Source organism: Mesorhizobium sp. L103C119B0, assembly GCF_000502235.1.
In the GTDB taxonomy this organism is placed as follows: Bacteria; Pseudomonadota; Alphaproteobacteria; order Rhizobiales; family Rhizobiaceae; genus Mesorhizobium.
The window spans coordinates 14,299-39,366 of the sequence record NZ_AYXE01000016.1 but is presented as its reverse complement, the minus strand read 5'-3'; the positions used below and the strand labels follow the sequence as shown (position 1 = coordinate 39,366).

General features: G+C 63.0%; 24 protein-coding genes and 1 pseudogene. 9 read left to right on the top strand and 16 right to left on the bottom strand.

What is annotated here, in order from left to right:
* Window positions 1-23: 23 nt before the first annotated feature.
* The 4 genes from X728_RS143235 to X728_RS143250 form a co-directional block, all read right to left on the bottom strand.
* Window positions 24-836: an ABC transporter permease gene (locus X728_RS143235; protein WP_023683576.1), complete on the bottom strand. Its 813-nt coding sequence runs from the start codon at window positions 834-836 to the stop codon at window positions 24-26.
* Window positions 836-1,699, bottom strand: coding sequence for an ABC transporter permease (locus tag X728_RS143240; RefSeq protein WP_023832549.1), 864 nt, complete (start codon window positions 1,697-1,699; stop codon window positions 836-838). The genes X728_RS143235 and X728_RS143240 overlap by 1 nt, the downstream gene beginning before the upstream one ends.
* Before the next feature lie 62 nt (window positions 1,700-1,761).
* A complete protein-coding gene (locus X728_RS143245; RefSeq protein WP_023832548.1) occupies window positions 1,762-2,925 on the bottom strand; it encodes a spermidine/putrescine ABC transporter substrate-binding protein in 1,164 nt (387 codons plus the stop codon).
* Window positions 2,906-4,042 carry an ABC transporter ATP-binding protein gene (locus X728_RS143250; protein WP_023832547.1) on the bottom strand — a complete coding sequence of 379 codons (1,137 nt, stop codon included), beginning with the start codon at window positions 4,040-4,042 and terminating at the stop codon, window positions 2,906-2,908. The genes X728_RS143245 and X728_RS143250 overlap by 20 nt, the downstream gene beginning before the upstream one ends.
* 113 nt (window positions 4,043-4,155) lie before the next feature.
* Here X728_RS143250 and X728_RS143255 point away from each other — a divergent pair, with 113 nt between their 5' ends.
* From X728_RS143255 to ugpC, 7 genes and pseudogenes are all read left to right on the top strand, one after another.
* The gene (locus X728_RS143255) at window positions 4,156-4,965 is read left to right on the top strand and encodes a LuxR C-terminal-related transcriptional regulator (RefSeq protein WP_023689177.1); all 810 of its coding nucleotides are present in this window, start codon (window positions 4,156-4,158) and stop codon (window positions 4,963-4,965) included.
* Between the two features lie 93 nt (window positions 4,966-5,058).
* Window positions 5,059-5,976 carry an AraC family transcriptional regulator gene (locus X728_RS143260; protein ID WP_023832546.1) on the top strand — a complete coding sequence of 306 codons (918 nt, stop codon included), beginning with the start codon at window positions 5,059-5,061 and terminating at the stop codon, window positions 5,974-5,976.
* Window positions 5,977-6,205: 229 nt separating this feature from the next.
* Window positions 6,206-7,477: a sugar ABC transporter substrate-binding protein gene (locus X728_RS143265; protein WP_023693095.1), complete on the top strand. Its 1,272-nt coding sequence runs from the start codon at window positions 6,206-6,208 to the stop codon at window positions 7,475-7,477.
* Between the two features lie 98 nt (window positions 7,478-7,575).
* Window positions 7,576-8,442: a sugar ABC transporter permease gene (locus tag X728_RS143270; RefSeq protein ID WP_023683583.1), complete on the top strand. Its 867-nt coding sequence runs from the start codon at window positions 7,576-7,578 to the stop codon at window positions 8,440-8,442.
* A gap of 11 nt (window positions 8,443-8,453) precedes the next feature.
* Window positions 8,454-9,260, top strand: a pseudogene (locus X728_RS0135945) (carbohydrate ABC transporter permease); the annotation flags it as partial.
* Window positions 9,261-9,280: 20 nt separating this feature from the next.
* A complete protein-coding gene (locus X728_RS143275) occupies window positions 9,281-10,327 on the top strand; it encodes an NAD(P)-dependent alcohol dehydrogenase (RefSeq protein ID WP_023683584.1) in 1,047 nt (348 codons plus the stop codon).
* A 2-nt stretch (window positions 10,328-10,329) separates the two neighbouring features.
* Entirely contained in the window at window positions 10,330-11,424 is a 1,095-nt protein-coding gene (gene ugpC / locus X728_RS143280; RefSeq protein ID WP_023832544.1) for a sn-glycerol-3-phosphate ABC transporter ATP-binding protein UgpC, read from the top strand.
* Between the two features lie 54 nt (window positions 11,425-11,478).
* Here the strand turns inward: ugpC and X728_RS143285 are convergent, their stop codons facing one another.
* From X728_RS143285 to X728_RS143330, 10 genes are all read right to left on the bottom strand, one after another.
* Window positions 11,479-13,065 (bottom strand): FGGY-family carbohydrate kinase, encoded by a 1,587-nt coding sequence (locus X728_RS143285; RefSeq protein WP_023832543.1) that lies wholly within the window; start codon window positions 13,063-13,065, stop codon window positions 11,479-11,481.
* A 134-nt stretch (window positions 13,066-13,199) separates the two neighbouring features.
* Entirely contained in the window at window positions 13,200-13,859 is a 660-nt protein-coding gene (locus X728_RS143290) for an HAD family hydrolase (RefSeq protein ID WP_023671254.1), read from the bottom strand.
* A gap of 11 nt (window positions 13,860-13,870) precedes the next feature.
* Window positions 13,871-15,349: a mannitol dehydrogenase family protein gene (locus X728_RS143295; RefSeq protein WP_023832542.1), complete on the bottom strand. Its 1,479-nt coding sequence runs from the start codon at window positions 15,347-15,349 to the stop codon at window positions 13,871-13,873.
* Between the two features lie 46 nt (window positions 15,350-15,395).
* Complete coding sequence (locus tag X728_RS143300) at window positions 15,396-16,166, bottom strand: L-iditol 2-dehydrogenase (protein WP_023832541.1); 771 nt, start codon at window positions 16,164-16,166, stop codon at window positions 15,396-15,398.
* Entirely contained in the window at window positions 16,163-17,167 is a 1,005-nt protein-coding gene (locus X728_RS143305) for an ABC transporter ATP-binding protein (protein ID WP_023671251.1), read from the bottom strand. Before X728_RS143305 ends, X728_RS143300 begins: the two co-directional genes overlap by 4 nt.
* Window positions 17,168-17,217: 50 nt before the next feature.
* Window positions 17,218-18,042: a carbohydrate ABC transporter permease gene (locus X728_RS143310; protein ID WP_023671250.1), complete on the bottom strand. Its 825-nt coding sequence runs from the start codon at window positions 18,040-18,042 to the stop codon at window positions 17,218-17,220.
* A gap of 11 nt (window positions 18,043-18,053) precedes the next feature.
* The gene (locus X728_RS143315; RefSeq protein WP_023711367.1) at window positions 18,054-18,926 is read right to left on the bottom strand and encodes a sugar ABC transporter permease; all 873 of its coding nucleotides are present in this window, start codon (window positions 18,924-18,926) and stop codon (window positions 18,054-18,056) included.
* A gap of 122 nt (window positions 18,927-19,048) precedes the next feature.
* A complete protein-coding gene (locus X728_RS143320; protein WP_023806257.1) occupies window positions 19,049-20,359 on the bottom strand; it encodes a sugar ABC transporter substrate-binding protein in 1,311 nt (436 codons plus the stop codon).
* 242 nt (window positions 20,360-20,601) lie between these two features.
* Entirely contained in the window at window positions 20,602-20,943 is a 342-nt protein-coding gene (locus X728_RS143325; RefSeq protein WP_155923262.1) for a hypothetical protein, read from the bottom strand.
* A 112-nt stretch (window positions 20,944-21,055) separates the two neighbouring features.
* Window positions 21,056-21,964 carry a LysR substrate-binding domain-containing protein gene (locus X728_RS143330; RefSeq protein ID WP_023671245.1) on the bottom strand — a complete coding sequence of 303 codons (909 nt, stop codon included), beginning with the start codon at window positions 21,962-21,964 and terminating at the stop codon, window positions 21,056-21,058.
* A 110-nt stretch (window positions 21,965-22,074) separates the two neighbouring features.
* Here X728_RS143330 and X728_RS143335 point away from each other — a divergent pair, with 110 nt between their 5' ends.
* A complete protein-coding gene (locus tag X728_RS143335; protein WP_023732685.1) occupies window positions 22,075-22,260 on the top strand; it encodes a hypothetical protein in 186 nt (61 codons plus the stop codon).
* Between the two features lie 22 nt (window positions 22,261-22,282).
* On the opposite strand, the gene X728_RS143340 is transcribed toward X728_RS143335, so the two are convergent.
* Window positions 22,283-23,242: a sugar-binding transcriptional regulator gene (locus X728_RS143340; RefSeq protein ID WP_023689163.1), complete on the bottom strand. Its 960-nt coding sequence runs from the start codon at window positions 23,240-23,242 to the stop codon at window positions 22,283-22,285.
* 219 nt (window positions 23,243-23,461) lie between these two features.
* Between X728_RS143340 and X728_RS143345 the strand changes: the two genes are divergently transcribed.
* Window positions 23,462-24,094: an HAD family phosphatase gene (locus X728_RS143345; RefSeq protein ID WP_023832540.1), complete on the top strand. Its 633-nt coding sequence runs from the start codon at window positions 23,462-23,464 to the stop codon at window positions 24,092-24,094.
* A gap of 80 nt (window positions 24,095-24,174) precedes the next feature.
* Here X728_RS143345 and X728_RS143350 read toward each other — a convergent pair whose 3' ends face one another.
* Window positions 24,175-24,942, bottom strand: a complete 768-nt coding sequence (locus X728_RS143350; protein WP_023832539.1) for a class II aldolase and adducin N-terminal domain-containing protein — start codon at window positions 24,940-24,942, stop codon at window positions 24,175-24,177.
* Window positions 24,943-25,068 lie beyond the last annotated feature (126 nt).

Sequence of the window (25,068 nt, the reverse complement as noted above, 5' to 3'; positions counted from 1 at the left end):
TGTCTTTCAGCTGGATGGCTTGTTCAGTTTGACGGCTGGCGCTGGCGCAGCTGCCATTGGGCAAGCACCACCAGAAGAACCGAGGCGACGAGCACGATGGTGGCGATGGCGTTGATTTCCGGCGTCACGCCGCGCCGGATCGAGGCGAAGACATAGATCGGCAGCGTCGTCTGCGCGCCGGCGACGAAGAAGGCGACGATGAAATCGTCGAAGGAGAAGGTGAAGGCGAGCAGGAAGCCGGCGATCACCGCCGGCATGATCTGCGGCAGCACGATCGAGCGAAACGTCGTCAGCGGCGTGGCGTAGAGATCGCTCGAGGCCTCGACCAGGTTGCGGTCGAGGCTGGCGAGACGCGTGCCGACGATTATCGTCACCAACGCCATCGAAAACAGGCCGTGGGCGGCGATGATCGATCCATAGCCGAGCGACAGGCGCGGCGGCTGGTCGTTTGGCCAGATCGAGGCGAGGAACGGGTTGAGCACGCCAAACAACTGGACCAGCGCGACGAGCGTCGAGATGCCGATGACGACGCCGGGAACGACGATCGCGGCACCCATCAGCGCGTCGAAGACGGCGCGGGTTCTGAGCCCGACCCGCGCCAGGCCGAGTGCGGCTGCCGTGCCGCACACCGCCGCCAGAAGCGCGCTGGTGGTGGCGATGAACAAGCTGTTCTTCAATGCCTCGACCAGGAACGGGTTCGACAGCGCCGTGCCGTACCACTGCACCGAAAAGCCGGTGAACTCGCTGGCATGGCGGCCGGCGTTGAAGGAAAACAGCACGACCAACGCAATCGGCAGATAGAGGAAGGCGAAGACGGCTGTGACGAAGGCGCGCATCAGATCAGATCCACCCTGCGGGCGCCCGACACCCGTGTCGAAATGCGGTTTGCCGCGATCAGCACCACCACCGAAACCGCCACCAGCGTGATGGCGATGGCCGATCCGAACGGCCAGTTGCGCGACTGCAGGAACAGGTCGACCAGCGCATTGCCGATGAAGAACACCTTGCCGCCGCCAAGCAGCGTCGGGATCAGGTATTCTCCGAGCAGCAGGATCATGACCAGCGAGAAGCCGGTCATCACGCCCGGCAGCGACAGCTTCAGCGTCACTCCCAGAAAGGTTGAGAGCGGGGTCGCGCCGAGATCGGCGGAGGCTTCCAGCAGCCTTCGGTCGAGCCGCTCGAGACTGACATAGATCGGCAGGATCATGAGGGGCAAATAGCCATAGACGATACCGAGCAGCACGGCGCCCGGCGTGTTGATCAACCTGACATCCTCGATGCCGACAAAGGCCAGCAGTGCGGGAATGCCGCGTCCGCCCAGAATGTACATCCAGGCATAGGTGCGCATCAAAAGGCTGGTCCAAAAGGGAATGACGACGAGCGCAAGCAGGATCAGTCGCCAGCGTTGCGGCGCCTTCAGGGCGAGATAGTAGGCAACCGGGTAGGCGACGAGCAGGCAGGCAAGCGCGCCCACCGGCGCCAGCATCATCGTGTTCCAGAAGGCGGTCGCCCTTGCCGGGAGATTGGCGTATTGCGCCAGCGTGAAGGCGGCCTGATAGCCGCCCTCCGGCGCCCGCTCGCCGACGCTGAACACGGCAATGGCGATGAACGGCAACACCAAAAACACCACCAGCCACGCTGTAGCCGGAGCGAGCAGCAGCGCTGTCAGGATGTTATACCGAAATCTGTTGCCGTGCATGGAAACCGCCCCGATGCCGGCGGACATAGGCCCGCCGGTTTTCCGTTTGCGTCAGGCCAGCCTCAAGCCGACTTGAAACGCGCCATCAGTTCGGCGCGGCCGGGGTCGGTCAGCGTCGCCGCCGCACCAAACTCCAGCGGTGTCAACAGGTCGGCCGCCGGGTAAAGGATCGGATTGTCGAGCACTTCCTTGGGCAGCAGTTTGTTGACCCGCGCGTCGGTCGAGGGCGCGCCATTGGCGAGATGCTCCTTCACAGCAACCTCCGGGGTCATCAGATAATTGAGCAAGGCATAGCCGGCCGGCTTGTTCGGCGCGTCCTTCGGGATGGCGTAGAAATCGGTCCAGATTTCGCCGCCCTCCTTGCCCAAGACATAGGCGATCTCTGGAATATCGCGATGCAACTGCGCGCCGTCATTCGTCCAGCACATGGTCATCCAGGCGTCGCCCGCCCGCATTCCCGGCTGGTAGTCGGACGAGACCGCGAACAGATGCGGCTTGACCTTGAGCAGCAGCTCCTCGGCCTTGGCGAGCTCGTCCTGCTTCAGCGAGTTGAAGGAATAGCCGTAATATTTCAGCGCGTTGCCGATGGTGGTCAGCTGGTAGTCGTGCACCATGGTGCGGCCATCGCCCTCGGCCATGGCGACGTCCCAGAATTCCTTCCAGCTGGTCATCGGCTTGGCCAGCTTCTTGGTGTTGACGGCAAAGCCCGTGGTGCCCCAGTTCTTCGGCACCGCGTAGGTCGTGCCGTCGATCGTGCCTTCCGAGGTGAAGCGCGGGTCCTCCTGGGAGCTGTCGAAATTCGGCAGCTTGGCCATGTCGAGCGGATCGATGATGCCGAGTTTCTTGTAGGTCGAGATCGTGTAGTTGGTCGGCACGAACAGGCTCCAGCCCGAGGCGCCGGCCTGCAGCTTGGCAAGCATCTCCTCATTGGAGCCGAAGACGTTGACCTCGATGGCGACGCCGGTGTCCTTCTTGAAATTCTCGAAGGTCTGCGGGTCGTGGTAGTTCGGCCAGGTGGCGATCGACATGCGGTCGCCAAGGTTTTCGGCAGCGAAGGCCGGTGTCGGCATGATGCCGAGCTCGCGCGCCATCACCGCGGTTGCGATGCCAAGGCCGGTGAGGCCGAGGAAGTCGCGGCGGCCGATCGAGCCGCGCTTCAGGCGCATCAGCTGGTCGACGAAGTTCTCAGGGCTAATCGGCAGTCCGTCACGATATGATTTCGACATTTTTTGCTACCCTCTGGTTGGTCCCGTTGTTCTTGGTCTCCGGAAACGCCAGCGGCGTCCCGGAGGCAAAGCCGATGGCGACGGGTTCACCCGGCTTGAAGAGGTTGCCATGGCCGATCACATGGTCGGCCTTGGCCAGCAGCGTTCCGATGCCCTGCACCTCGATGGCGTATTCCGCCGTCGAGCCCAAGAAGATCCGGTTGCGCACGATGCCCTTGAAAGGGCTGCCTTTGGTGGCGCCGAGGCTTAGCGATTCAGGACGCAGGCTAACAGAAACGGTCTCGCCCTGCTGCAAGGCGGTTCGTTTGCGCGCGGCAATGACGGTTCCGTCCGCCAGCGCCACATTGACAAGATCGCCTGTATGCCCGGCAACCTTGCCGCTCAACAGATTGGTCTTGCCGACGAAGTCGGCGACGAACAGGTCGGCCGGCTCGTCATAGATCTCGCTTGGTTGCCCGAGCTGTACGATGCGGCCGCCGTTCATGACGCAGGCGAAGTCGCTCATCGACAGCGCCTCCTCCTGGTCGTGGGTGACCAGCACGAAGGTGATGCCGATCTCGCGCTGCAGGTTCTGCAGCTCGATCTGCATGTCGGTGCGCAGCTTTTTGTCGAGCGCTGCCAGCGGCTCGTCGAGCAAAAGCACAGCCGGCTTGTTGACCAGTGCGCGCGCCAGCGCGACGCGCTGCTGCTGGCCGCCGGAGAGTTCGTGGATCTTGCGGCGGCCATAGCCGGCGAGCCGCACCATTTCGAGCGCCTCGCCGGCGCGCCGGCCGATTTCCTGCGACGACAGGCGCGGCCGTGCCTGGCGCAACCCGTAGGACACATTGGCTTCGACATCGAGATGCGGAAACAGCGCGTATTGCTGGAACACCATGTTGACCGGCCGACGATAGGGCGGCGTTCCGGCCATGTCCCGGCCACGGATAAACACCTGGCCTTCGCTCGGCTGCTCGAAGCCGCCGATCATGCGCAGGCATGTGGTCTTGCCGCAGCCGGACGGTCCGAGAAGGGCGACAAAGGCGGAGGGCGGCACAGCCAGATCGATGCCGCTGACTGCGGTCACAGCGCCATAGCGCTTGGTGACGCCGCGAAACTCGATGTCGGGCACTGCGGTCAAAGTGCTGGCTCCAGCAACAGGGCTATTCCAGGACGCTACCAGAGCCAATGGCGTCTAGTATATACCTCGCTGGTGGTATATCTGATCTATTTTCTCGTTTAAGGGGGTATAGATTGAGTGCGTCCCGCAGCGACGAATACAGCCGGCTCGCAGCCCTTGTCGCGGCGACACGGGAGACGAGCGGCGACCTGTTCGGCAAGGCAATGGTCGGCTGGTTGAGCCAGCATGTCGGCTTCGACCACTGCGTGATCTTCGGTTACCGCGGCGCCTCGCGACCGCCGCTGCTGTTCGAAACCTTCTCGCCGGCCGAGAGCCATGTCTTCGTCACGCTCTATCAGGAAGGACCTTATCTGCTCGACCCATTTCATCACGCGGCGGTGGAGCGCAAGGAGGGGTTCTGGCGCATGCGCGAACTGGCGCCCGACCGCTTCTATGCCAGCGAGTATTTTCGCACCTACTATAGCCAGACAAGGCTGGCCGAGGAGGTCGGCTTCTTCGTGCCGCTGCCCGGCAAAGATGCGCTGGTGCTGTCGCTGATGCGATTGCACGCCTCGGGTCCCTTCGGCACCGCCGATGCCAGGCTGCTGCGCGACATGGCGCCGGCGGTCATCAACTTCGCCCGGTTGCGCTGGCCCGCACTTTCGGCCGAGGAGCAGGACGAAGCGGAGCAGGGCGAGACGATCGCCGCAGTCAACGAGTTCGACCGCGCACACATTTGGGAAAGCCTGTCGCTGACCCCGCGCGAAAAGCATGTCGTCGATCTGGTGCTGCAGGGGCATTCCACCGAGTCGGTCGCAAGAGCCATGCGCATCGTGCCGGGAACGGTGAAGGTTCACCGCCGCAACATCCACCGCAAACTCGGCATCAAATCCCAGGCCGGGCTGTTCGCCCGCTTCATCGAGATCATCGAGAGCCGGCGTTGAAATCGCTGAGGCAGACATCGTTCACTTGCGGGCGACAGACTGCTACGGATTACCCGAAACCAGTCGCTTCCTCATACGCCCCGAGAGCAGACGATGGCATTCAGGCGCAGAAAGAACACGGCCGCGATCCCTCGCACGGTGCCGGCTTTCGAGCACATCGTCACCGAGGCGAGCGACAGTTTCCTGTGGCGGCTCGACGACTATCCCTGGGAGCGCAATGTCTGGAATTTTCATCCGGAATACGAGATCCATCTCCTGAGGAAGTCTTCCGGGGTCGCGCTGGTCGGCGATCACATCGGCGAATTCGGGCCGGGCTACCTGAGCATCGTCGGCGGCGGGCTGCCGCATGACTGGGTGACATCGGTGCAACCCGGCGAGCTGATCGAAGGACGCGACATCGTGCTGCAATTCGATCCGCAGCGGCTGCGCGGCTCGGCGGGACTGCTGCCGGAGCTGCGCGAACTAGAACCGTTCCTGGAGCGATCGCTGCGCGGCATCGTCTTCCATGGCCGCGCCGCGCTCGACGGCGCTGCGCTGATGGAACGGATGGGCACCGTGCACGGGCTCGCCCGGTTTTGCCTCTTCCTCGAACTGGCCGATCTGCTGGCCAGGACAGACGAATACGAGCTTTTGTCCTCGCCGGATTTCTCACCCGCGCTCGACGCAACCTCGCTGGACATCATCCAGCGCACGCTGACCTATCTCTTCCAGCACTTCGCCGAGGACCTGAAGCTGCCGGAGGCGGCGGAGCTGGCGGGGATGAGCGAAAGCACGTTTTCGCGCTTCTTCCAGAAAAACACCGGCAACAGTTTCAGCGACCACATCGCCAAGCTCCGGCTCTGGCAAGCCTGCAAGCTGCTGGCGGACACCGATATTCCGATCACCGACGTCTGCTTCCAGGTCGGCTACATGAACATCTCCAACTTCAACCGCGCCTTCCTGCGCAAGCACCGGATGACGCCGTCATCCTACCGCAAGCTGTCGAAGCAGCGGATGACGATGCGCGCCTGAAAACCGGCCTTCCTCACTCCATCGGTACTCATGTGACAGAGGCTGTGCAGGCGGGCCGGATTTTGCAGCGCACAATGCATAAAAGTACAGGTCTGCTGCAACGGGGCTTCTAGCGCGGCCTTTAGCAACTCCTCATTTTGGCGATGGGTGGCTTGTCGCTCGGGCGATGGCGAGGATCGCGCAACCGAAGACTTCCGCTTCCTGCGACTGTTCCTGGAGGAGAAAATCAATGAAACCAATTCGGCTCGCTGCGAGCATAAGCGCAGCTTTCATGCTTACCACGACCCTCTCGACCATGGCGCTGGCGGCGCCGGTCTGCTCGGCGCCGGTTAAGGTGCTGGCGCAACCGCGTGACGGGCTGACGCTGCTGGAAGCGTCCAAGGACGAGTTCCAGAAACTGGCCGGCGCCAGCTTCCAGATCGACTATCTCAACGAGAACGACCGCCGGGCAAAGTCGCGCGCCGATGCGTCCACGGTCGGCAACTACAACGTCTACTATGTCGACGAAGCCAATGTCGCGCTGTTCGCCTCGTCGAAATGGATCGTGCCGCTCACCGACTATTACCCGGCTGACTACGACTACGCCGATTTCGACCCGGGCCGGCAGAAGGTCGCCACCTATGACGGCAAGGTGTGGTTCGCGCCGCTGACCGGCGGCGGCGACCTGATGGTCTACCGCAAGGACATTCTGGAAGCCGCCGGCATCCAGCCGCCGAAGACGCTGGACGAGTTGATCGCCGACGTGCCGAAGCTGACCGATCCCGACAAGGGCATGTACGGCATCGCGCTGCGCGGCGCGCGTGGCTCGGGCGCCAATGTCTGGCGCTGGATGCCGTTCTTCAAGGCCTATGGCGGAAAATGGTTCGACGGTGACAAGCCGGCTTTCAACTCCGAGGCCGCGGTCAAAGCGACCGAGACCTATCTTAAACTGTTCAAGGATTCAGCGCCCGGCACGCAGACCGGCAGCTGGGATGAATCGACCGGCGCCTTCCTGTCGGGCCAGGTTGCCATCTTGGTCGAATCGACGCCGCTGTCGGGCATGGCGGTCGACCCGAAGACCTCGCAAGTGGTCGGCAAGATCGGCTTCCTGCCGCCGCCCTCGCCACTGACCGGCGGCGGCTACGGCCACGGCCTCGCCATCGCCGCCAAGGCCAATGCCGATGACGCCGCGAAGCAATGCGCCGGCCTGTTCATCGCCTGGGCGACGTCGAAGGAGAACGAGAAGCGCCGGCTCGACGCGCACCAGTTCGGCGAGCTCAACCGCACCAGCGTGCTGTCCAGCAAGGAGTTCGCCGACATCTATGGCGCCGATCTCGGCCAGGCGCTTGCCGATACCGGCAAGGTGACGGCGGTGAACTTCTGGCAGGATCCGCGCTGGCCGGATCTCGGCGACCGCTGGGGCATCATCCTGGAAGAGCTGGTCACCGGCACGCGCACCGACGTCAAGGGCGGCCTCGACGAACTCGAGGCCTACGCCAACGAGCTGGTGAAGAAGAAGTAATCCTCCCGCCCGCGGCGCGCGGTCCACGGCATTCGACCGGATGCCGGGACCTGTGCGCCGCGGGTTCTCCCCAAAAAGGCACAGCCCGAGGATAGGCAATGCGCCGACGCTCTTCCCTGCCCGTGACGTTTCTGGTTCCGACGCTCGCCATTCTTCTGGTGCTGTCGATGGTGCCGACGCTGTACGCCATCGTCATTGCGCTGCAGAACCGCGAGCTGAGCTCGTCGGACTATTCCTGGGTCTGGCTGTCGAACTTCATCGACCTGTTCGCCGACCGGCGTTTCCTCAACGCGGTCTGGGTTTCGGTGAAGTGGGAAATCGTCACCGTGGTGGCGACGATGATGGTGGCGATCGGGCTCGGCGTGCTGATGTTCGAAGTAGCGTCGCCGCGGCTGCGCAACATCTACTGCCTGCTGTTCATCATCCCGGTGCTGTTGCCGCGTGTCTCGGCGGCCTTCGTGTGGAAGTTTGCCTATCATCCGCTCTACGGCATCGCCACCTATCCCTACAGGCTGATCACCGGCGGGCTGATCTTCGACCCGCTGTCGAAGCCGTCGACGGCCCTGTTTGCCGTCGCCTCGGTCGATGTCTGGCAGTGGGGACTGTTCTTCGCGGTCATCGTGCTGAAGCTTCTGGAGACCTTGCCGCCGCAGCCGATCGAAGCGGCGCGGCTCGACCACGCCAAACGCTGGCAGATCCATGCCTATGTGACCTTGCCTATGCTGAAGGCGCCGCTGATCAGCCTGATGTTCGTCAAGATGATCGAATCGCTGCGCTCCTTCGACCTGATTTATGTGATGACGCGCGGCGGGCCGGGCGTGGCGACCGAGACGCTCGACATGTACGCCTTCTCGCAAGGCTTCATCGAATCCGGCAAGGTGTCCTATGCCTCGGCCATGGCGGTGCTGATGATGATCGCGACTGTCATCACCTTCACCATGCTGTGGAAGCGGGTGCAGGCATGAGGCCGTATCGCATGAGACCGGGCCGCCTCATCGGCAAGATCATCCTGGCCTTCGCCGGCTTCATGGCGGTGTTTCCGCTCGCCTGGACGGCGGTCAATTCGCTGAAGAACAATGTCGACATCATCACCCGCGTGCCGCGCCTGGTGTTTACCCCGACCTTCGACAATATCAGCTACATCATCGGCCGCGACAGCGTCATGACCGGTCTCTATAACTCGGTCATTTCCTGCGGCGTCGCCGTGCTGATCGGCGTCATGCTCGGCCTTCCGGCAGCCTATGCGGTGGCGCGCTATCCCAATCGCTTCGCTGGCGACATCCAGTTCTTCGTGTTGTCGCTGCGCTTCCTGCCCCCGGTGGCAGTCGCCATTCCGCTGATGGTGATCTGGCTGCAGATCGGGCTCTACGACACCTTGCCGGCGCTGATCGTCACCTATTCGCTGCTCACCATCTCGGTGATCATGTGGCTCGCCATTCCCGCCTTCCAGGCCGTGCCGAAGGAAATCGAGGAAGCCGCTTTCGTCGACGGCTACGGCGCTTACTCGGTGTTCTGGCGCATTGCGCTGCCGGTAGCGGCGCGCTCGCTGATCGGCGCCGTCGCCTTCAGCTTCGTGCTGGTGTGGAACGAATTCCTGATCGCGCTGATGCTGTCCAGTTCCAACGCCAAGACATTGCCGATCGTCGCTTCCGAACTTTCACAGCAAGGCATGAACGTGCCGTGGGGAATCCTCAACGCCTCGGTCGTGCTGTTGTCGCTACCGCCGCTGCTGTTCCTCGGCGTGCTCAGCGGCTTCCTGAATTCCGTTTTCCGGCAAAAAAGACTTGATGCGAGGACTTACCTATGCGGGCACTGGTGCTTGAGAAAAAAGGCGAACTGTCGCTGCGCGAGATCGCGCTGCCGCTCGACGTCGGACCGGGCGATGTCAAGATCGCCATCCACACGGTCGGCGTCTGCGGCAGCGACGTGCACTATTACACCCATGGCGCGATCGGCAGCTATGTCGTGCGGGCCCCGATGGTGCTCGGCCACGAAGCCGCGGGAACGATCGTCGAGATCGGCGCCAATGTCGGCACGCTGAAGGTCGGCGACCGCGTCTGCATGGAGCCGGGCGTGCCGAACCTGTCGTCGCGCGCGACCAGGCTCGGCATCTACAATGTCGACCCTGACGTCTCCTTCTGGGCGACGCCGCCTGTGCATGGCGTGCTGGCGCCCTATGCCGTGCACCCGGCCGCCTTCACCTACAGACTGCCGGACAATGTCACCTTCGCCGAAGGCGCGATGGTCGAACCCTTTGCCATCGGCATGCAGGCGGCGAGCCGCGCCCGCATCGTGCCTGGCGACGTCGCCGTGGTCGTCGGCTGCGGCCCGATCGGCATCATGATCGCGCTGGCGGCGCTGGCCGGCGGCTGCTCGAAGGTGCTGATCTCCGATTTTTCCGCACCCAAGCTCAAGATTGCCGCGCAATATCCCGGCATCGTGCCGGTCAATATAGGTGAGCAATCGCTGGTCGACGCAGTCTCCGCCGCGACCGACAATTGGGGCGCGGATATCGTGTTCGAGGCGAGCGGCAGCCCGAAGGCATTCGCCGACCTGTTCGATGTCGTGCGGCCGGGCGGCGCGGTGGTGCTGGTCGGACTGCCGGTCGAACCGGTCAGCCTCAACGTTCCGGCGGCGATCTCCAAGGAAGTGCGCATCGAGACGGTGTTCCGTTACGCCAACATCTTCGACCGCGCGCTGCAGCTGATCGCCTCGGGGAAGGTCGACCTCAAGCCGCTGATCACCGGCACTTATGATTTCTCGGACAGCATCGAGGCCTTCGAGCGGGCGGCGCAAGGCAAGCCGCAAGACGTCAAGCTGCAAATCCTTCTTACCGGCGAGAAGGGCTGACCATGTCCGCGATCGTTTGCTCCCATGTCGACAAGGCTTACGGCGCCACCACCGTCATCCGCGACCTCAATCTCTCGATCGAGGAGCACGAATTCGTCGTATTCCTCGGCCCGTCCGGCTGCGGCAAGTCGACCTTGCTCAGGATGCTGGCCGGACTGGAAGATATCAGCGGCGGGGAAGTGTCGATCGGCGGCAAAGTGGTCAACGATCTCGAGCCCGGCGAGCGCGGCATTGCCATGGTTTTCCAGAACTATGCGCTCTACCCGCATATGACGATCTTCGACAACATCGCCTTTGGGCTCAAGCGACAGAAAGTGCCCCCGGCCGAGATCCGGAAGCGGGTCGAGGCGGTGGCAAAGACGCTCGGCCTCGAACCTTACCTCGCCCGCAAGCCGACCGAACTTTCCGGCGGCCAGCAGCAGCGCGTGGCGATTGCGCGCGCCATGATCAAGACGCCGAAAGTGTTCCTGTTCGACGAGCCGCTGTCCAATCTCGATGCCAAGCTGCGCAACCACATGCGGGTCGAGATCGCCCGGCTGCATCAGTCGCTGAAGACCACCACCGTCTATGTCACCCACGATCAGTTGGAAGCGATGACGCTGGCCGACCGGATCGTGCTGCTCAGGGATGGCGTTATCGAACAGATCGGCTCGCCTGCGGAGATCTATCGCCAGCCGGGCAATCTGTTCGTCGCCGCCTTCATCGGTACGCCGAACATGAATTTCATCGACGTGGCCGTCGGGCGGAAGGACGAACGCTGGACGCTGACAGGCGGCGGCTCGACCTTCTCCATAGAAGGCTCGGGCTTCGATCTGCGCGGCGTCCAGCGCGCCGTGCTTGGAATCCGACCGCCGGACCTGAAGACCGCCGGCGCTCAGAGCATCAATCTTCTGCAAGGCACCGCCGACCTCATCGAGTTCCATGGCAATGACGCGCTGGTGACGTTCGCCTGCGGCGGCAAGGAGGTCGGCGCGTTGATATCGGCCCGCGAATGCCCGGCGTTGCGCGCGCCTGTGCGCTATACGTTCGAGGAGGAGAGCGTGCATCTGTTCGACGCGGCGACCGGCGCATCCTTGCGCCGGCGAGAGGAGGCCTAGATTTGGTACGCAATTCCGGACGGAAAACCGTTTCACACTTTTCCTGGAATTCCTCTAGCTGATGGCGTCGAGCTCCTGCCGCTGGCGGTGCATTTCGAGGAAAATCTTGTAGTCGCGGTCGAAGCGGCCTGAAGCGGCCGGGTTCGAGGTGCGCGCCCTGCCGCCTTGCTGCATGGCGACGCAAGCGGCATTCAGGTCCGGGAACAGACCGGCCGCGGTGGCGGCGACCATGCCGGTGCCGAGCAGAACGGCTTCGTCGGCCAGCGGCTCGATCACCGCGCAGCCGGTCGCGTCGGCATAAAGCTCCATCAGCAACGGGTTCTTGGTGTGGCCGCCGGTGACGTGCAGCGTGTCGATGAGATAGCCGTTCTCGTTCAGCGCCTCCAGCACATGGCGCACGCCGAGCGCGATGCCGACGGCCGTGCGCCAATAGAGCTTGCACAGGCTGTCGAAGGAGGAATCCAGCGTCAGCCCGCTGACCACGCCGACGGCATGCGGGTCGGCAAGCGGCGAGCGGTTGCCGTGAAAATCCGGCAGCACATGCAGCCTCGCCGCCAGCTTGTCGCCTTCGGTGCTGCGCAGTTCAGCGACGCGCCTGGCGATCTTGGCATGCATGGCCGCATCCGGCTCGCCGCCGGCGCCATGCCAGCGGATGATGTGGTCGAGCAAAGCCCCGGTAGCCGACTGGCCGCCTTCCGACAGCCAGAGCTTTGGCAGTGCGGCGCCATAGTATGGACCCCAGACGCCGGCGAAAGGCTGCGGGTCGGGCGACATCGCCATGACGCAGGACGAGGTGCCGGCGATCAATGCCAGATGGCGGCCGATATTCTGCTCGTCGCCAGCAAAGCCGCCGAGCACGCCAAGCGCGCCGGCATAGGCATCGATGACGCCGGCGCCGACCCGACAGTTTTCGCTCAAGCCCAACTCCGCCGCCGCTTCAGGGGTGAGCGTGCCGATGTCTTCGCCGACAGCACTTGCCTTCTCCGGCAGGCTGCCGTGTTCGAACAGATCGCCAAGCCCGACCCTGTCGAAGAAGTCACGGCGCCAGCCGGTTTCCTCATGCGCCAGATAGGTCCATTTGGCGGTCAGCGTGCATTGCGAGCGCGCCAGCGACCCGGTCGCCTTCCAGGTCAGGAAATCGGTGAGGTCGAACAGGTAGCCGGCTTCATGCCAAGTTCCCGGCAGATTGCGCTTCAGCCACATCAGCTTCGGCGTCGCCATTTCCGGCGACATGACGCCACCGATATAGTCGAGTACGGCGTGGCCGCTATCGGTGCATTCATCTGCCTCGGCGATGGCGCGATGGTCGAGCCAGACGATGGTGTCCCAGCGCCGTTCGCCCGTCACCGAGACGCTGAGCTGGCCGGCATTCCTGTCCAGCACCACCAGCGAGCAGGTGGCGTCGAACGACATGCCGACAATATCGTCGGCTGACACACCGGCCTTTTCGCGCGCGGCACGCACCGCGATGCAGACCGCCGACCAGATATCCTGCGAATTGTGCTCGGCGTGATCGGCCTTCGGCTGGTTCATGACGATCGGATGCTCGGCGCGGCCGAGCAAGGTGCCTGACGTATCGAGAATGCCCGCGCGGGCGCTCCCGGTGCCGACATCGACCGCGCAAACGAAGCTTTTCGTCAAGATGCTTTTACTCTCGCTCCCTAGAGCCGGATGATTTCAGGTCTGTTCGACCTGAAATCTGAATCCGTCTCTAAATCAAAGAAGTAGAGCATGATGTCGTCCGAAAACCGCTTCACACTTTTTGGCATCATGCTCTAGCCTGCAATCAGATCGGGCAATTGCAGCATGTCCGCGAATATAAAGTCCGGTTCACTCGACGCAAGCCGCGCTTTCAAGGCCGGGTTGCCGGCGTGCGAACCGCCGGTGAAAGCAAAGACGCGCATGCCGGCCGCACGCGCCGCCGCGATGCCGGCAGGGCTGTCCTCGATTACGATGCAATTACCGGGATGCGCGCCCATTGCGGCGGCGGCATGGAGAAAAAGATCCGGCGCCGGCTTGCCGCGCGGGACCATGGCGGCGCTGAACAGATGGGGCTCGAGCAGGCCGAGCAGGCCGGTAACGTCGAGCGCATAGCGAATGCGGTCGAGCGTGCCGGAAGAGGCGACGCAGCAGGGAATGCCCAGCCTCGGCAGGATGTCGCTGATGCCGGGAATCGGCTTCAGCTCCTCGCGGAATTTGCGCATCAGTTCGACGCGCATGTCGGTCAGATGCACGTCGGTGATGTCGATGGTGAAATCGCGAAGAAGTATCTCGCGCACGCTCTTCATGCTCTTGCCTAAGAAATGCTCGTAGGCGGTATCTTCGCTGACCGAGCCCCCGGCGGCAGAGATCATGCCGAGCAGAGCCGAAACCGACAGCGCCTCGCTGTCGACCAGCACGCCGTCACAGTCGAAGATGACCAGTTCGGGCGTCATTGCGGCTGGCGTCAGAGCTTGCCGGAGATGTAGCGCGTCAGCGTCGCGCGCGTGCCATTCGCCCACAAGACGTTGAGCGCATGGGCAAAGGCCTCGGCGAACGGCGCCGAGCGGCCGACCCCGCCATAGATATCCTCCATCGCAAGCCAGGCGCCGGGCTTGTCCTTCGCCGCCTTGGCGCTTGCCTGCAGCCGGCCCCAGCTCGGGTCGTTGGCCTCGATGACCGCGCCGCTGTCGGTGGTGCCGAAGCAATAGCGGCACCACAGCGCCGACTCGAGCGCCAGACCCGCGACGCTCTTCCCGGCTTTCAGCCGGTCGGCGATGGTCGGGATGATGAATTTCGGCTGCCGGTTGGAACCGTCGAGGCAAAGCCGGCGGATGGTGTCGCCGATCTTGGGGTTGGAAAAGCGGTGCTCGATGAGCTGGTAATAATCCTCCAGCACGGTGTCCGGCACCGGCGGCACGGTCGGGATGATCTCGTCATGCTCGAGCTTGGCGAGGAAGCCGCGCACCAGCGGCTCCTGCATCGCCTCATGGACGAAATGGATGTCCATCAACCCTGCGGGATAAGCGATCGTGGCATGACCGCCATTGAGGATGCGGATCTTCATCAGTTCATAGGGCGCGACATCCCTCACGAATTGCACACCGACCTTTTCCAGCGGCGGGCGGCCGTCGGTGAAACGGTCTTCCAGCACCCATTGCTTGAACGGCTCGCAGAACACCGGCCAGTTGTCCTCGAGGCCGAACTCGGTGGCGAGAATACCGCGCTCGCGGTCGGAGGTGGCGGGGGTGATGCGGTCGACCATGCCGTTGGGAAAGGCGACATTGTCGCTGACCCAGTTTGCCAGATCCTCATCGATCAGCCGGGCGAGGCCGATGACGCCATCCGAGGTGACATGGCCATTGTGAGGGATGTTGTCGCAGGACATGACGGTGAACGGCACGATGCCGTCGGCCCGGCGGCGCATCAGGCCCGCAAGGATGAGGCCGAACACCGTCTTCGGCGTCGTGCCTGCCTGTGCGTCGGCGACGATGTCGGGGTGGGTCGGGTTGAACTTGCCGGAGGCCGGATCGATGAAATAACCGCCTTCCGTGATGGTCAGCGAGACGATCTTGATCGCCGGATCGGCGAGCTGGTCGATGATGGCATCGGCATCGCCGGGCGTCAGGAAGTCGATCATGACGCCGGTGACGCGGGCGCTCATATGGTCGGAATCCTGCTCGACCACGGTGGTCAGCCAGTCCTGCTCCTGCAGCTTGGAACGGCCGATTTTTTCGCCCTCGAAGACTCCGGCGCCGACCAGCGCCCAGTCATGGCCGATGCCTGCATTGAAGAGATCGTCGAGGTAGACCGCCTGATGCGAGCGATGGAAATTGCCGACGCCGAAATGGACGATACCGGGTTTGAGCCTGGAGCGATCATATCTGGGACCGGCGACCTTGGCGGGGAGTTCCGAGAGGATCGAGGAGGAGAGTTTCACGGTCATTTTTCTACCCTTTTGGCCGGGCTGCGGCCTTCGTGATCCCGGCCCATCAACTCATCCATTGGCCGCCATCGACATTGTAGGTCTGGGCGACGATGTATTCGGCGTCGTCGCTGGCCAGGAACACCGCCATGCCGGTCAGGTCCTCCGGCTTGCCCATGCGGCCATAGGGCACGCCCTCGCCGACCAGCCGCTTCTTCTCGCCCTTCGGCCGGTTCTCATATTTGGCAAACAGCGCATCGACCTCATCCCACATATCGCTGTCGACGACGCCGGGCGCGATGCCATTGACGTTGATGCGGTGCTTGATCAGGTCGAGCCCGGCGGACTGGGTCAGCGAAATCACCGCGGCCTTGGTGGCGCAATAGACGGCGACCAGCGGCTCGCCGCGCCGTCCGGCCTGGCTGGCGATGTTGATGATCCTGCCGCCCTTGCCCCTTGCGATCATCGAACGTGCCGCTGCCTGCAGCATGAACAAAGTGCCGGCGACGTTGACGGAGAACAATTTGTCGTAGCTCGCTTTGGTGATCTCGACGATCGGCGCCAGGTCGAACAAGGCAGCATTGTTGATCAGGATGTCGAGGCCACCGGTCTTTGTTTCGACCGCCTTCACCGCCGCCTCGATCGAAGCGAGGTCGCTGACGTCGAGCCTGACCGGATAGGCGTTGGCGCCGATCTCGGAGGCTGTCTTTTCGGCAGCCGCCAGATTGATATCGGCAATGGCGACGGTCGCACCCTCACGCACATAAGCTTCGGCGAAGGCCTTGCCGATGCCGCGTGCTGATCCGGTGACCAGCGCCGATTTGCCTTTCAGCCTCACTGCGTCAGCGCCTTTCCGTCGGGGCCGAAGCGATGCATCCGGACCTTGTCGGGGGTGAGGTAAATGGTGTCGCCGTGACGGACGGGCATTTCGCCATCGGCGCGCACGGTCAGCGGACCGACGCCGTCAGCCTGGACATGCAGGAAGGTGTCGGATCCAAGATGCTCGGCGACGCCGACAAGGGCTTTCCAGTCGCCCGCCGTGGTCGATATCCCCATGTGCTCGGGACGGATGCCGATGGTCTTGGCGTTGTATTTGGCCGCCGGCGCGCCTTCGATCAGATTCATCTTCGGCGAACCGATGAAGCCGGCGACAAACAGGTTCTTCGGCGACTTGTAGAGTTCCATCGGCGAGCCGACCTGTTCGATGTTGCCGGCGTTGAGCACGACGATCTTGTCGGCCATGGTCATGGCCTCGATCTGGTCGTGGGTGACGTAGACCATCGTCGTCTTGAGCTGGTGGTGCAGCTCGCTGATTTCCAGACGCATGGTGCCGCGCAGTGCGGCATCGAGGTTGGACAGCGGCTCGTCGAACAGGAATGCCGAGGGCTGGCGCACGATGGCGCGGCCGATGGCGACGCGTTGCCGCTGGCCGCCGGAGAGCTGGCCGGGCCGGCGTTCGAGATAGTTGGTGAGGTTGAGGACCCGGGCTGCGTCCTTCACCTTCTTGTCGATCGTCGCCACATCCTCGCCCGCCATCTTCAGCGGGAAGCCGATGTTCTTGGCCACCGTCATATGCGGATAGAGCGCATAGGACTGGAATACCATGGCCAGCTTGCGCTTGGCCGGCGCCTCGCCGGTGACGTCACGGCCATCGATGTTGATGGTGCCCCCGCTGGTGTCCTCGAGCCCGGCGATGAGGCGCAGCAACGTGGACTTGCCGCAACCCGACGGCCCGACGAAGACGACGAACTCGCCATTCTCGATGACGAGGTCGAGGCCTGGAATGATGACCGTCGATCCGAAATGCTTGGAGACGTTCTTGAGCGTGATGTTTCCCATGGTTTCCTCCCCGAGGGGTTATTTGGCCGGATTGCTTCAGGCAACGTCCGTTATTTTACCGCGCCGAATGTCAGGCCGCGCACCAACTGCTTCTGGCTGAACCAGCCCATGATCAGGATGGGGGCGATGGCCAGCGTCGAGGCCGCCGAAAGCTTGGCCCAGAACAGGCCTTGCGGGCTTGAGAACGAACTGATGAAGGCCGTCAGCGGCGCCGCCTCGGTGGTGGTCAGGCGGATGGTCCAGAACGCTTCGTTCCACGCCAGGATGATGTTGAGCAGCATGGTCGAGGCGATGCCCGGCACGGCCATGGGGGTCAGCACATAGACGATCTCGCCCCACAGGGTGGCGCCGTCCATGCGTGCCGCTTCCAGGATCTCGCCGGGGATTTCGCGGAAGTAGGTGTAGAGCATCCAGATCACGATCGGCAGGTTGATCAGCATCAGCATGATCATCAGGCCGATGCGGCTGTCGAGCAGTCCGGCATCGCGGAAGATGAGGTAGATCGGGAACAGCACGGCAACCGCCGGCATCATCTTGGTCGAGAGCATCCACATCAGGATGTCCTTGGTCCACTTGCCCGGCGAGAAGGCCATCGACCAGGCGGCCGGAACCGCGACTATCAGGGCCAGGATGGTCGAGCCGACCGAGAGCAGCACCGAGTTGAAGAAGAACTTGAAGTAGCCGCTCTGCGCCTGGACCTCGGTATAGCTCTCGAACGTCCCCGACGGGATCAGCGCGAAGCCCTGGATGGCCTCCTGCTCCGACTTGAACGAGGTGATGATCGTGTAGAGGATCGGGAAGAAGATCAGCAGCGCGACGATCCAGGCGGCGCCTGTCGCAATGACCTTGTGTTGGGTGGTGACTGCACGTGCCATCGTATCCTCCCTTACTTGTCCAGGTTCTTGCCCACCGCGCGCATGGCGAAGAAGGCGACGATGTTGGCGAGAATGACGGCGATGACACCGCCGGCCGATGCCTGGCCGATTTTGAACTCCAGCAATGCCTTCTGGTAGACGAGGAAGGGCAGGTTGGTGGAGGCATAGCCGGGTCCGCCATTGGTGGTGACCAGGATTTCGGCATAGACCGACAGCAGGAAGATGGTCTGGATCAGGATGACGACGGTGATGGCGCGCGACATGTGCGGCAGCGTCAGATAGATGAAGCGGCTGACGAAGCCGGCGCCGTCCATCTCGGCGGCTTCCTTCTGCTCGCCGTCGAGCGACTGCAATGCGGTCAGCAGGATCAGCGTGGCGAAGGGAAGCCATTGCCAGGCGACGATGATGATGATGGCCAGCATCGGATGCTGCCCGAACCAGTCGATCGGTTGAGCCCCGAAGAAGCGCGCAATGTCGGCAAAGACGCCGTATTGCGGGTGCATGATCATGTTCTTCCAGACAAGTGCAGCCACCGGCGGCATGACGAAGAACGGAGAGATGACGAGGATGCGGACGATCCCCTGTCCCCACATCGGCTGATCGATCAACAGCGCCAGCATGATGCCGCCGATCACGGTGATCAGCAGCACGCTGCCGACCAGGACGAGCGTGTTCAGGATCGATTGCAGGAATGCCGGGTTGGAATAGAACAGCGAGTAGTTCGAGAACCAGACGAAGCCGTCGCGGATCGGGTTCAGCGGATTGTATTGCTGGAAGGAGAACCAGAAGGTGATGACCAGCGGCACGATCATCCAGACGAACAGCAACACGACGGACGGCGCCATCATGAAGCGGGCAAGCGAACGGGTCTGCTGAGTAGCCATGACGGTCACCCTTCACTAGTCGGACTGAATTTTCACAGCGGGGAAAAAGCGGCCGCCCGAACTGGGACTCGGGCGGCCATCGCCGGTCAGGAGGCGACCGGCGTTCGGCACCGGGAGGAGCCTTACTTGATATAACCGCCTTCGGTCATGGTCGCCGTGGCGGCGTCCTGCGCCTGCTTGAGCGCGTCGTCTACGCTGGTCTGGCCGGCGAGCGCCGCCGAGAACAGCTGGCCAACGGTTGTGCCGAGGCCCTGGAACTCAGGAATGGCGACGAACTGCACACCGACATAGGGCACCGGCTTGACCGTCGGATGCGCCGGATCGGCGGCATTGATCGAGTCCAGCGTCATCTTGGCGAACGGGGCCGCCTTCTGGTACTCGGGATTGGCGTAGAGCGAGGAACGCGTTCCCGGAGGAACGTTGGCCCAGCCTTCCTTGGAAGCGACCAGTTCGGCATAGTGCTTGCTGGTCGCCCATGAGACGAACTTCTGGGCGGATTCCGCCTTCTGCGTGCCTGCGGGGATCGCCAGCGACCATGCCCAGAGCCAGTTGGCGCGCTTGCCGAGGCCATTGTCCGGCGCCAAAGCATAACCGACCTTGTCGGCCACCTTCGAGGCCTTCGGATCCGAGACGAAGGACGCCGCCACGGTGGCGTCGATCCACATGCCGCACTTGCCTTGCTGGAACAGAGCCAGATTCTCGTTGAAGCCGTTGGACGAAGCGCCTTCCGGACCGTCGGCCTTCATCAGGTCGACATAGAACTGCAGTGTGTTCTTCCATTCCGGTTGGTCGAACTGCGGCTTCCAGTTCTCGTCGAACCAGCGGGCGCCAAACGAGTTGGACATGGCCGTCAGGAACGCCGTGTTCTCGCCCCAGCCGGCCTTGCCGCGCAGGCATACGCCGTTCACGCCATTGGCGCGGTCGGTCATCTTGTCGGCCGCCTGCTTGATGAAGTCCCACGTCGGGGCATCGGGCATGGTCAGCCCGGCCTTCTCGATCAGGTCCTTGCGGTACATGACGAAGGAGCTTTCGCCGTAGAAGGGCGCGGCATAGAGCTTGCCGTCGACCGAGAGGCCGCCGGCGATGGCCGGGATGATGTCCTTGGCGTCATAGTCGTCGCCGAGCTTGTCGAGCGGCAACAGCCAGCTCTGCTTGGCCCAGATCGGAACCTCGTAGGTGCCGATCGTCATCACGTCATACTGGCCGCCCTTGGTGGCAATGTCGGTGGTGACGCGCTCGCGCAGCACGTTCTCTTCGAGCGTGACCCAGTTGAGCGTGACGTCGGGGTTAGCCTTGGTGAAGTCGTCGGTCAGCTTCTGCATGCGGACCATGTCGCCATTGTTGACGGTGGCGATGGTGATGGATTCGGCATGCGCGGCGAAAGCGAAGGCGCTGGCCGACAACAGGCCCAAAGTGAGCGTGCGCAGTTTCATCAAATTCCTCCCATGAACCAAGATGAGCATTTGCCTTGGTAATGGGCAATTACTCACTTGGCATAAATTATGTCAAGTCAGATTCGATGCTGCAGCGCAGCACGCAAGGCGGAGCGCGGCGTTGCGCGCGTAGAGGATATTGAACGGATTTGGGAAGCTGTTTGCAGGGGATGTGAGAGCGCGTTGATGCCGACCCATCGCAACCCAATCGTCGCGCCAGGGGAGCGATAGGGCCGAGTCCATCAGCCGTGGGACGGGTAGCTTCCCACGGAATATTCGAAAACCCTGCCGTCGCGTGTTTGCTTGGCTCTGGTCAGCACTTCCGTCACCTGGATCCAGCTGGGCTCGTCCTTGCGCAGCCTAACTTCCCGGCCGATTGCCTTCACGGCAGCTTGAAACGGCGTAAATGCTTCGATCACCTGCGTCGTGCGCACGGTGTTGTTTTCGATTTCTTCGACGCGATAGACTTTCATCAGCCGGCTGATCGACCCTGTTTCAATCTGCAGACGATTGATCCTGCTCAATTGGGTCGTCACAAGCACAAGCCTATGCCGGGCGAGTGATATCGACAGCGTTTTTGTCAAGCTTGGTTAACCGGGTGGCCCGATCGCAGCTGTTTGTCCGCGAAAGCGAGCATTCGTCGCGGATCCATGGCTCGCTTTGCATCTCGGAAATCAATCCGCGAGTCGCTCGCCCTCAGGCGCAGGCGATCTCGGCCAGGATCCAGTCCCGGAAGGCTTTTATCTTCGGCACGTTGCGACGCGCCGTCGGGTAGACCAGCCAATAGGCGTGGCCGTCGTCGCCGACCAGGTCGAAGGGCTGGATCAGGCGGCCGGCGGCGAGCTCGGTCTTGAACAATGCGGTGGTCAGGATCGCCACACCATGGCCGGCGATGGCCGCGTTCGCCTCATAGGCCTGCGCGCCCATGCTGGTGCCGGTGCGCCTGGCAAGTTCGTCCGCCGGGACGCCGGCAAGGGCGAACCATTCCCGCCACCAGATGTCGCCGGGATCGAGAATGGGCAGCTTGAACAGGTCGGCGGGTTCGTGGACGCCACCTATGGTGGCAGCGAGTGCCGGGCTCAGCACCGGGGTGAAATCGGCCTTGAACAAAAGATGGGTCTCCACTCCAGGCCACTTGCCGCTGCCGGAGCGGATAGCGATGTCCATGTCCTCGCGGGCAAAATCGATCACCCTGTTCGAGGTATCGACGCGCACCGCCAGCGACGGATGCGCGACCTGGAAGGAGCCGAGATGCTGCGCCAGCCAGTTCGAGGCGAAGGTCAGCAGCGTCGAGACACACAGCACACCATCGGCGCCCCCACGCGCGGCGGAATAGGCGCTTGAGAGCAGGCTGAACGCCTCGCTGACGGCGGGCGCCAGGCGCTGGCCGGGTTCCGTCAGCACAATCTGTCGCGGCTGGCGCAGGAACAGCGGCGAACCGATGCGCTCTTCCAGAAGCTTGATCTGATAGCTGGCGGCGGCCTGCGTCATGCCGAGTTCCTGCGCGGCCTTGGTGAAGGAGAGATGCCGCGCGACGGCTTCGAACACTCTGATGGCCTGCAGCGGCGGCAGCTGGGCGAGCTGCGGTGCCTTGAGATCGGGCATAAGCCCTCCTTATGGGTCTTGATCGACGTTTGATTGGAAGCCGGAGCCGATCAGACTGATATTTGGTGTCGAGGAACAATCCAGTTCAAGCATAGCGGAGGCTGAAGATCATGACCACGGTACAGGAAAAGCTGCATTCGGCCCCGGCGCGAAGCTGGTTTTCCGTGCTGGCGCACGAATTTTCCCTGCTGGTACGCCGCCGCCGCAGCTATGTCGACGTCAGGGAATTGTCGCCGCATCTGCAGCGCGACATGGGTTTCCTCGATGGAAATGATGTTTGCGGACGGCACAAATAGCAGTGCCGATTTTATCACCAGATCAGGCGCCGTCGAGTAGGGCCGTGGCGGTCCGCTCGTCGGTGATGAGGCCATTGACCAGCCGGCGGTTCACCGCAGCCAGGATGCCCGGCAATTTGCGTTCGCCCATGGCGAGTGCAATGACCAGCGACTTTTCGCGTGACGGCAAGGCTGCCGACGATACCCGGTCGTTGGTGATGCCCTCGATCATGCGGCCTTCCCGGTCGAACACCCAGCCGACGATCTCGGCGACGCCGCCAGCCTTTTGCAAAGCCTTCAGCTCGCTTTCCGAGATAAAACCGTCCTCGTAGAGCGGCGCCTTCGGGCCGAGATCGCCGATGCCGACAAAGGTGACGTCGGCTTCCGCGGCCAGCGCCAGCGTCGGTTGGATCATCGGCTGGGCAAGCAGCATCTCGCGCTCTTCCGGCGACGAGGCGATGACCGGCAGCGGCATCGGGAACGAGCGGGCCTTGACCCGGTCGGCCATGGTGAAGATGACGTTGTAGAAGGCGGCCGAACCGTCGGGCGAGATGTTGCCGGTCAAGGACACAACCTTGTGCTGCGAGCATTCCATCGGCGGCAATTGCTCGATCGCCGCCTTCAGCGTGCGGCCGGTGCCGATGGCCAAGACGATGGGCGTCGGTGACCGCAGCCGCCGCTCGATCTCGGCCGCGGCCGCCTCAGCAATGCCGATCGTGGTCGAGGATGAGGTTGGATCGCTCGGCACCACTTCGACGAGGTCGAGCGCGAAGCGTGACTTCAGTCTAGCTGCGAGATCAAGGCAATTGGCGATCGGGTGATCGACGCGAACCTTGATCAGCCCCTCTGACACCGCCAGCGACACCAGCCGCTGCGCCGTCTGCCGGGAAATGCCGAGCGTGGCGGCGATCTGGTCCTGGGTGTTGCCGGCAACATAATAAAGCCAACCGGCGCGCGCTGCCTCGTCCAGCCTGCTGCTGCCGCCGTCTTGCCGCGAATTCAAAATGTGCCTCCAGCCCTGCCCCTTTGCCCGCCCTTGGGCGAAGCGTCATAGTCTTGCAGGGAATGTGTCGGCGCGCAATTGTCTATCGGCAGGGCAATTGCTTGCTGCTTCGATCCGACTGCCGCGCGGCAATCAACCCGCGAAAATCGCCGGCGAACGGGCTCGGCGGTTTATCTCCTGATACAAACGCTTTAAGGGGATCGGCAAAAGGAGCCTCGCATGACGCCGAAAGCGGTTTTCTGGGATATGGACGGCACGCTGGTCGACAGCGAGCCGCTGCATGAGGCGGCCTTGGTGGCGGCGCTGCGCAGCGTCGGTATCACGCCGCCGGCCGACCTGCATGAGCGGGTGCTGGGCGTCGCCGCCGTACCGGTCTACGAGATGCTGCGCAGCGAGTTCGGCCTCGACCTGCCCTTCGACGACTGGATCGTGCGCAAATACGATCACTACATGCCGATGGCAGAGACGCTGAAGCCGCGCCTCGGCGCGATCGAAGTGTATAACGAATTGCGCGCGCTCGGTGTGCAGCAGGCGGTGGTGTCCAATTCCGACCGGGTGATCGTCGATGCAAATCTGAGCGCCGTCGGGCTGATCTATCCCGGCATGCGCACGATCAGCCGAAACGACGTGCGCGAAGGCAAGCCGCATCCCGAACCGTTCCTGCGCGCCGCATGGCTGGCCGGCGTCGATCCTTCAGACGCGGTGGCCGTCGACGACAGCGTTACCGGCGCCACATCAGGCCTGGCCGCGGGGATGCGGACGATCTTCTGGCCGGAAGCGCCGATGGCAGGACCGAAGGGCGCTGTCGTGATCAACAGTGCGGAAGAGTTGCGGGCTCGGTTGGGACTCTGAGTGAGCTATGAACGTCGGCGCTGCCCCTCATCCCCCTGCCGGGACCTTCTCCCCGTGAACGGGGAGAAGGGTGAACTCATTCAGCTGCGGTACACCGGCTCCTCCTCGTCGAGGATCGCCTTCAGCTCGGCAAGGTGACGCTCCGCCTGGCCGGGATAGTCGTCCATTTCGCTGGCGGCCTTTTCGGCAATGGCGTCGGAGAGCGTGCGCAGCGGCCGGCCGGTCCACAGCGCCTTGATGTAGGTCTCGGCGGCGCGTTCGAAATAGAACATGCGGTTGAAGGCGTCGGCGACGGTGTCACCGATGACCATGACGCCGTGATTGCCCATTACCATCACCTTGACCTTAGGGTCGGTGAGCAGTTGCGAGCAGCGCTCGCCCTCTTCCTCGAAGGCCAGCCCGCCATAATGGGCGTCGACGACGTGGCGGTTGAAGAACATGGCCGAGTTCTGATCGATCGGCGGCAGGGTCGAGTCGGCCAGCGATGCAAGCACGGTGGCATGAATGGAATGCACATGCATGGCGCAGCGCGCATGCGGCACATTGCGGTGGATGGCGCCGTGCAGGCCCCAGGCCGTCGGGTCAGGCGCGTCGGGGCCAGTCAGTGTGTCGGGATCATTGGCGTCGATCAGCAGAAGGTCGCTCGCCTTGATGCGCGAGAAATGCACCTGGTTGGGGTTCATCAGGAATTTGCTGCCGGCCTCGTTGACCGACAGCGAGAAGTGGTTGGCCACCGCCTCATGCATGTTGAGCCGCGCCGTCCAGCGGAAGGCGGCGGCCAGATCGACGCGCTCCTCATAATAGGGCAGGTTGGTCAGCGTTTCCTTCTGCAGGCGGGCGATGCTCATCTGAAAAACCTCCGTTTTTAAGAGAATGCCGCGCTCAGCCGTGGCCAGCAACCGCAAACTGGTGGGTCAGGCTGTCTTCGCATTGTCCGTTGTCCCAAAACCGCTACGCACTTTTGGGCGACATGC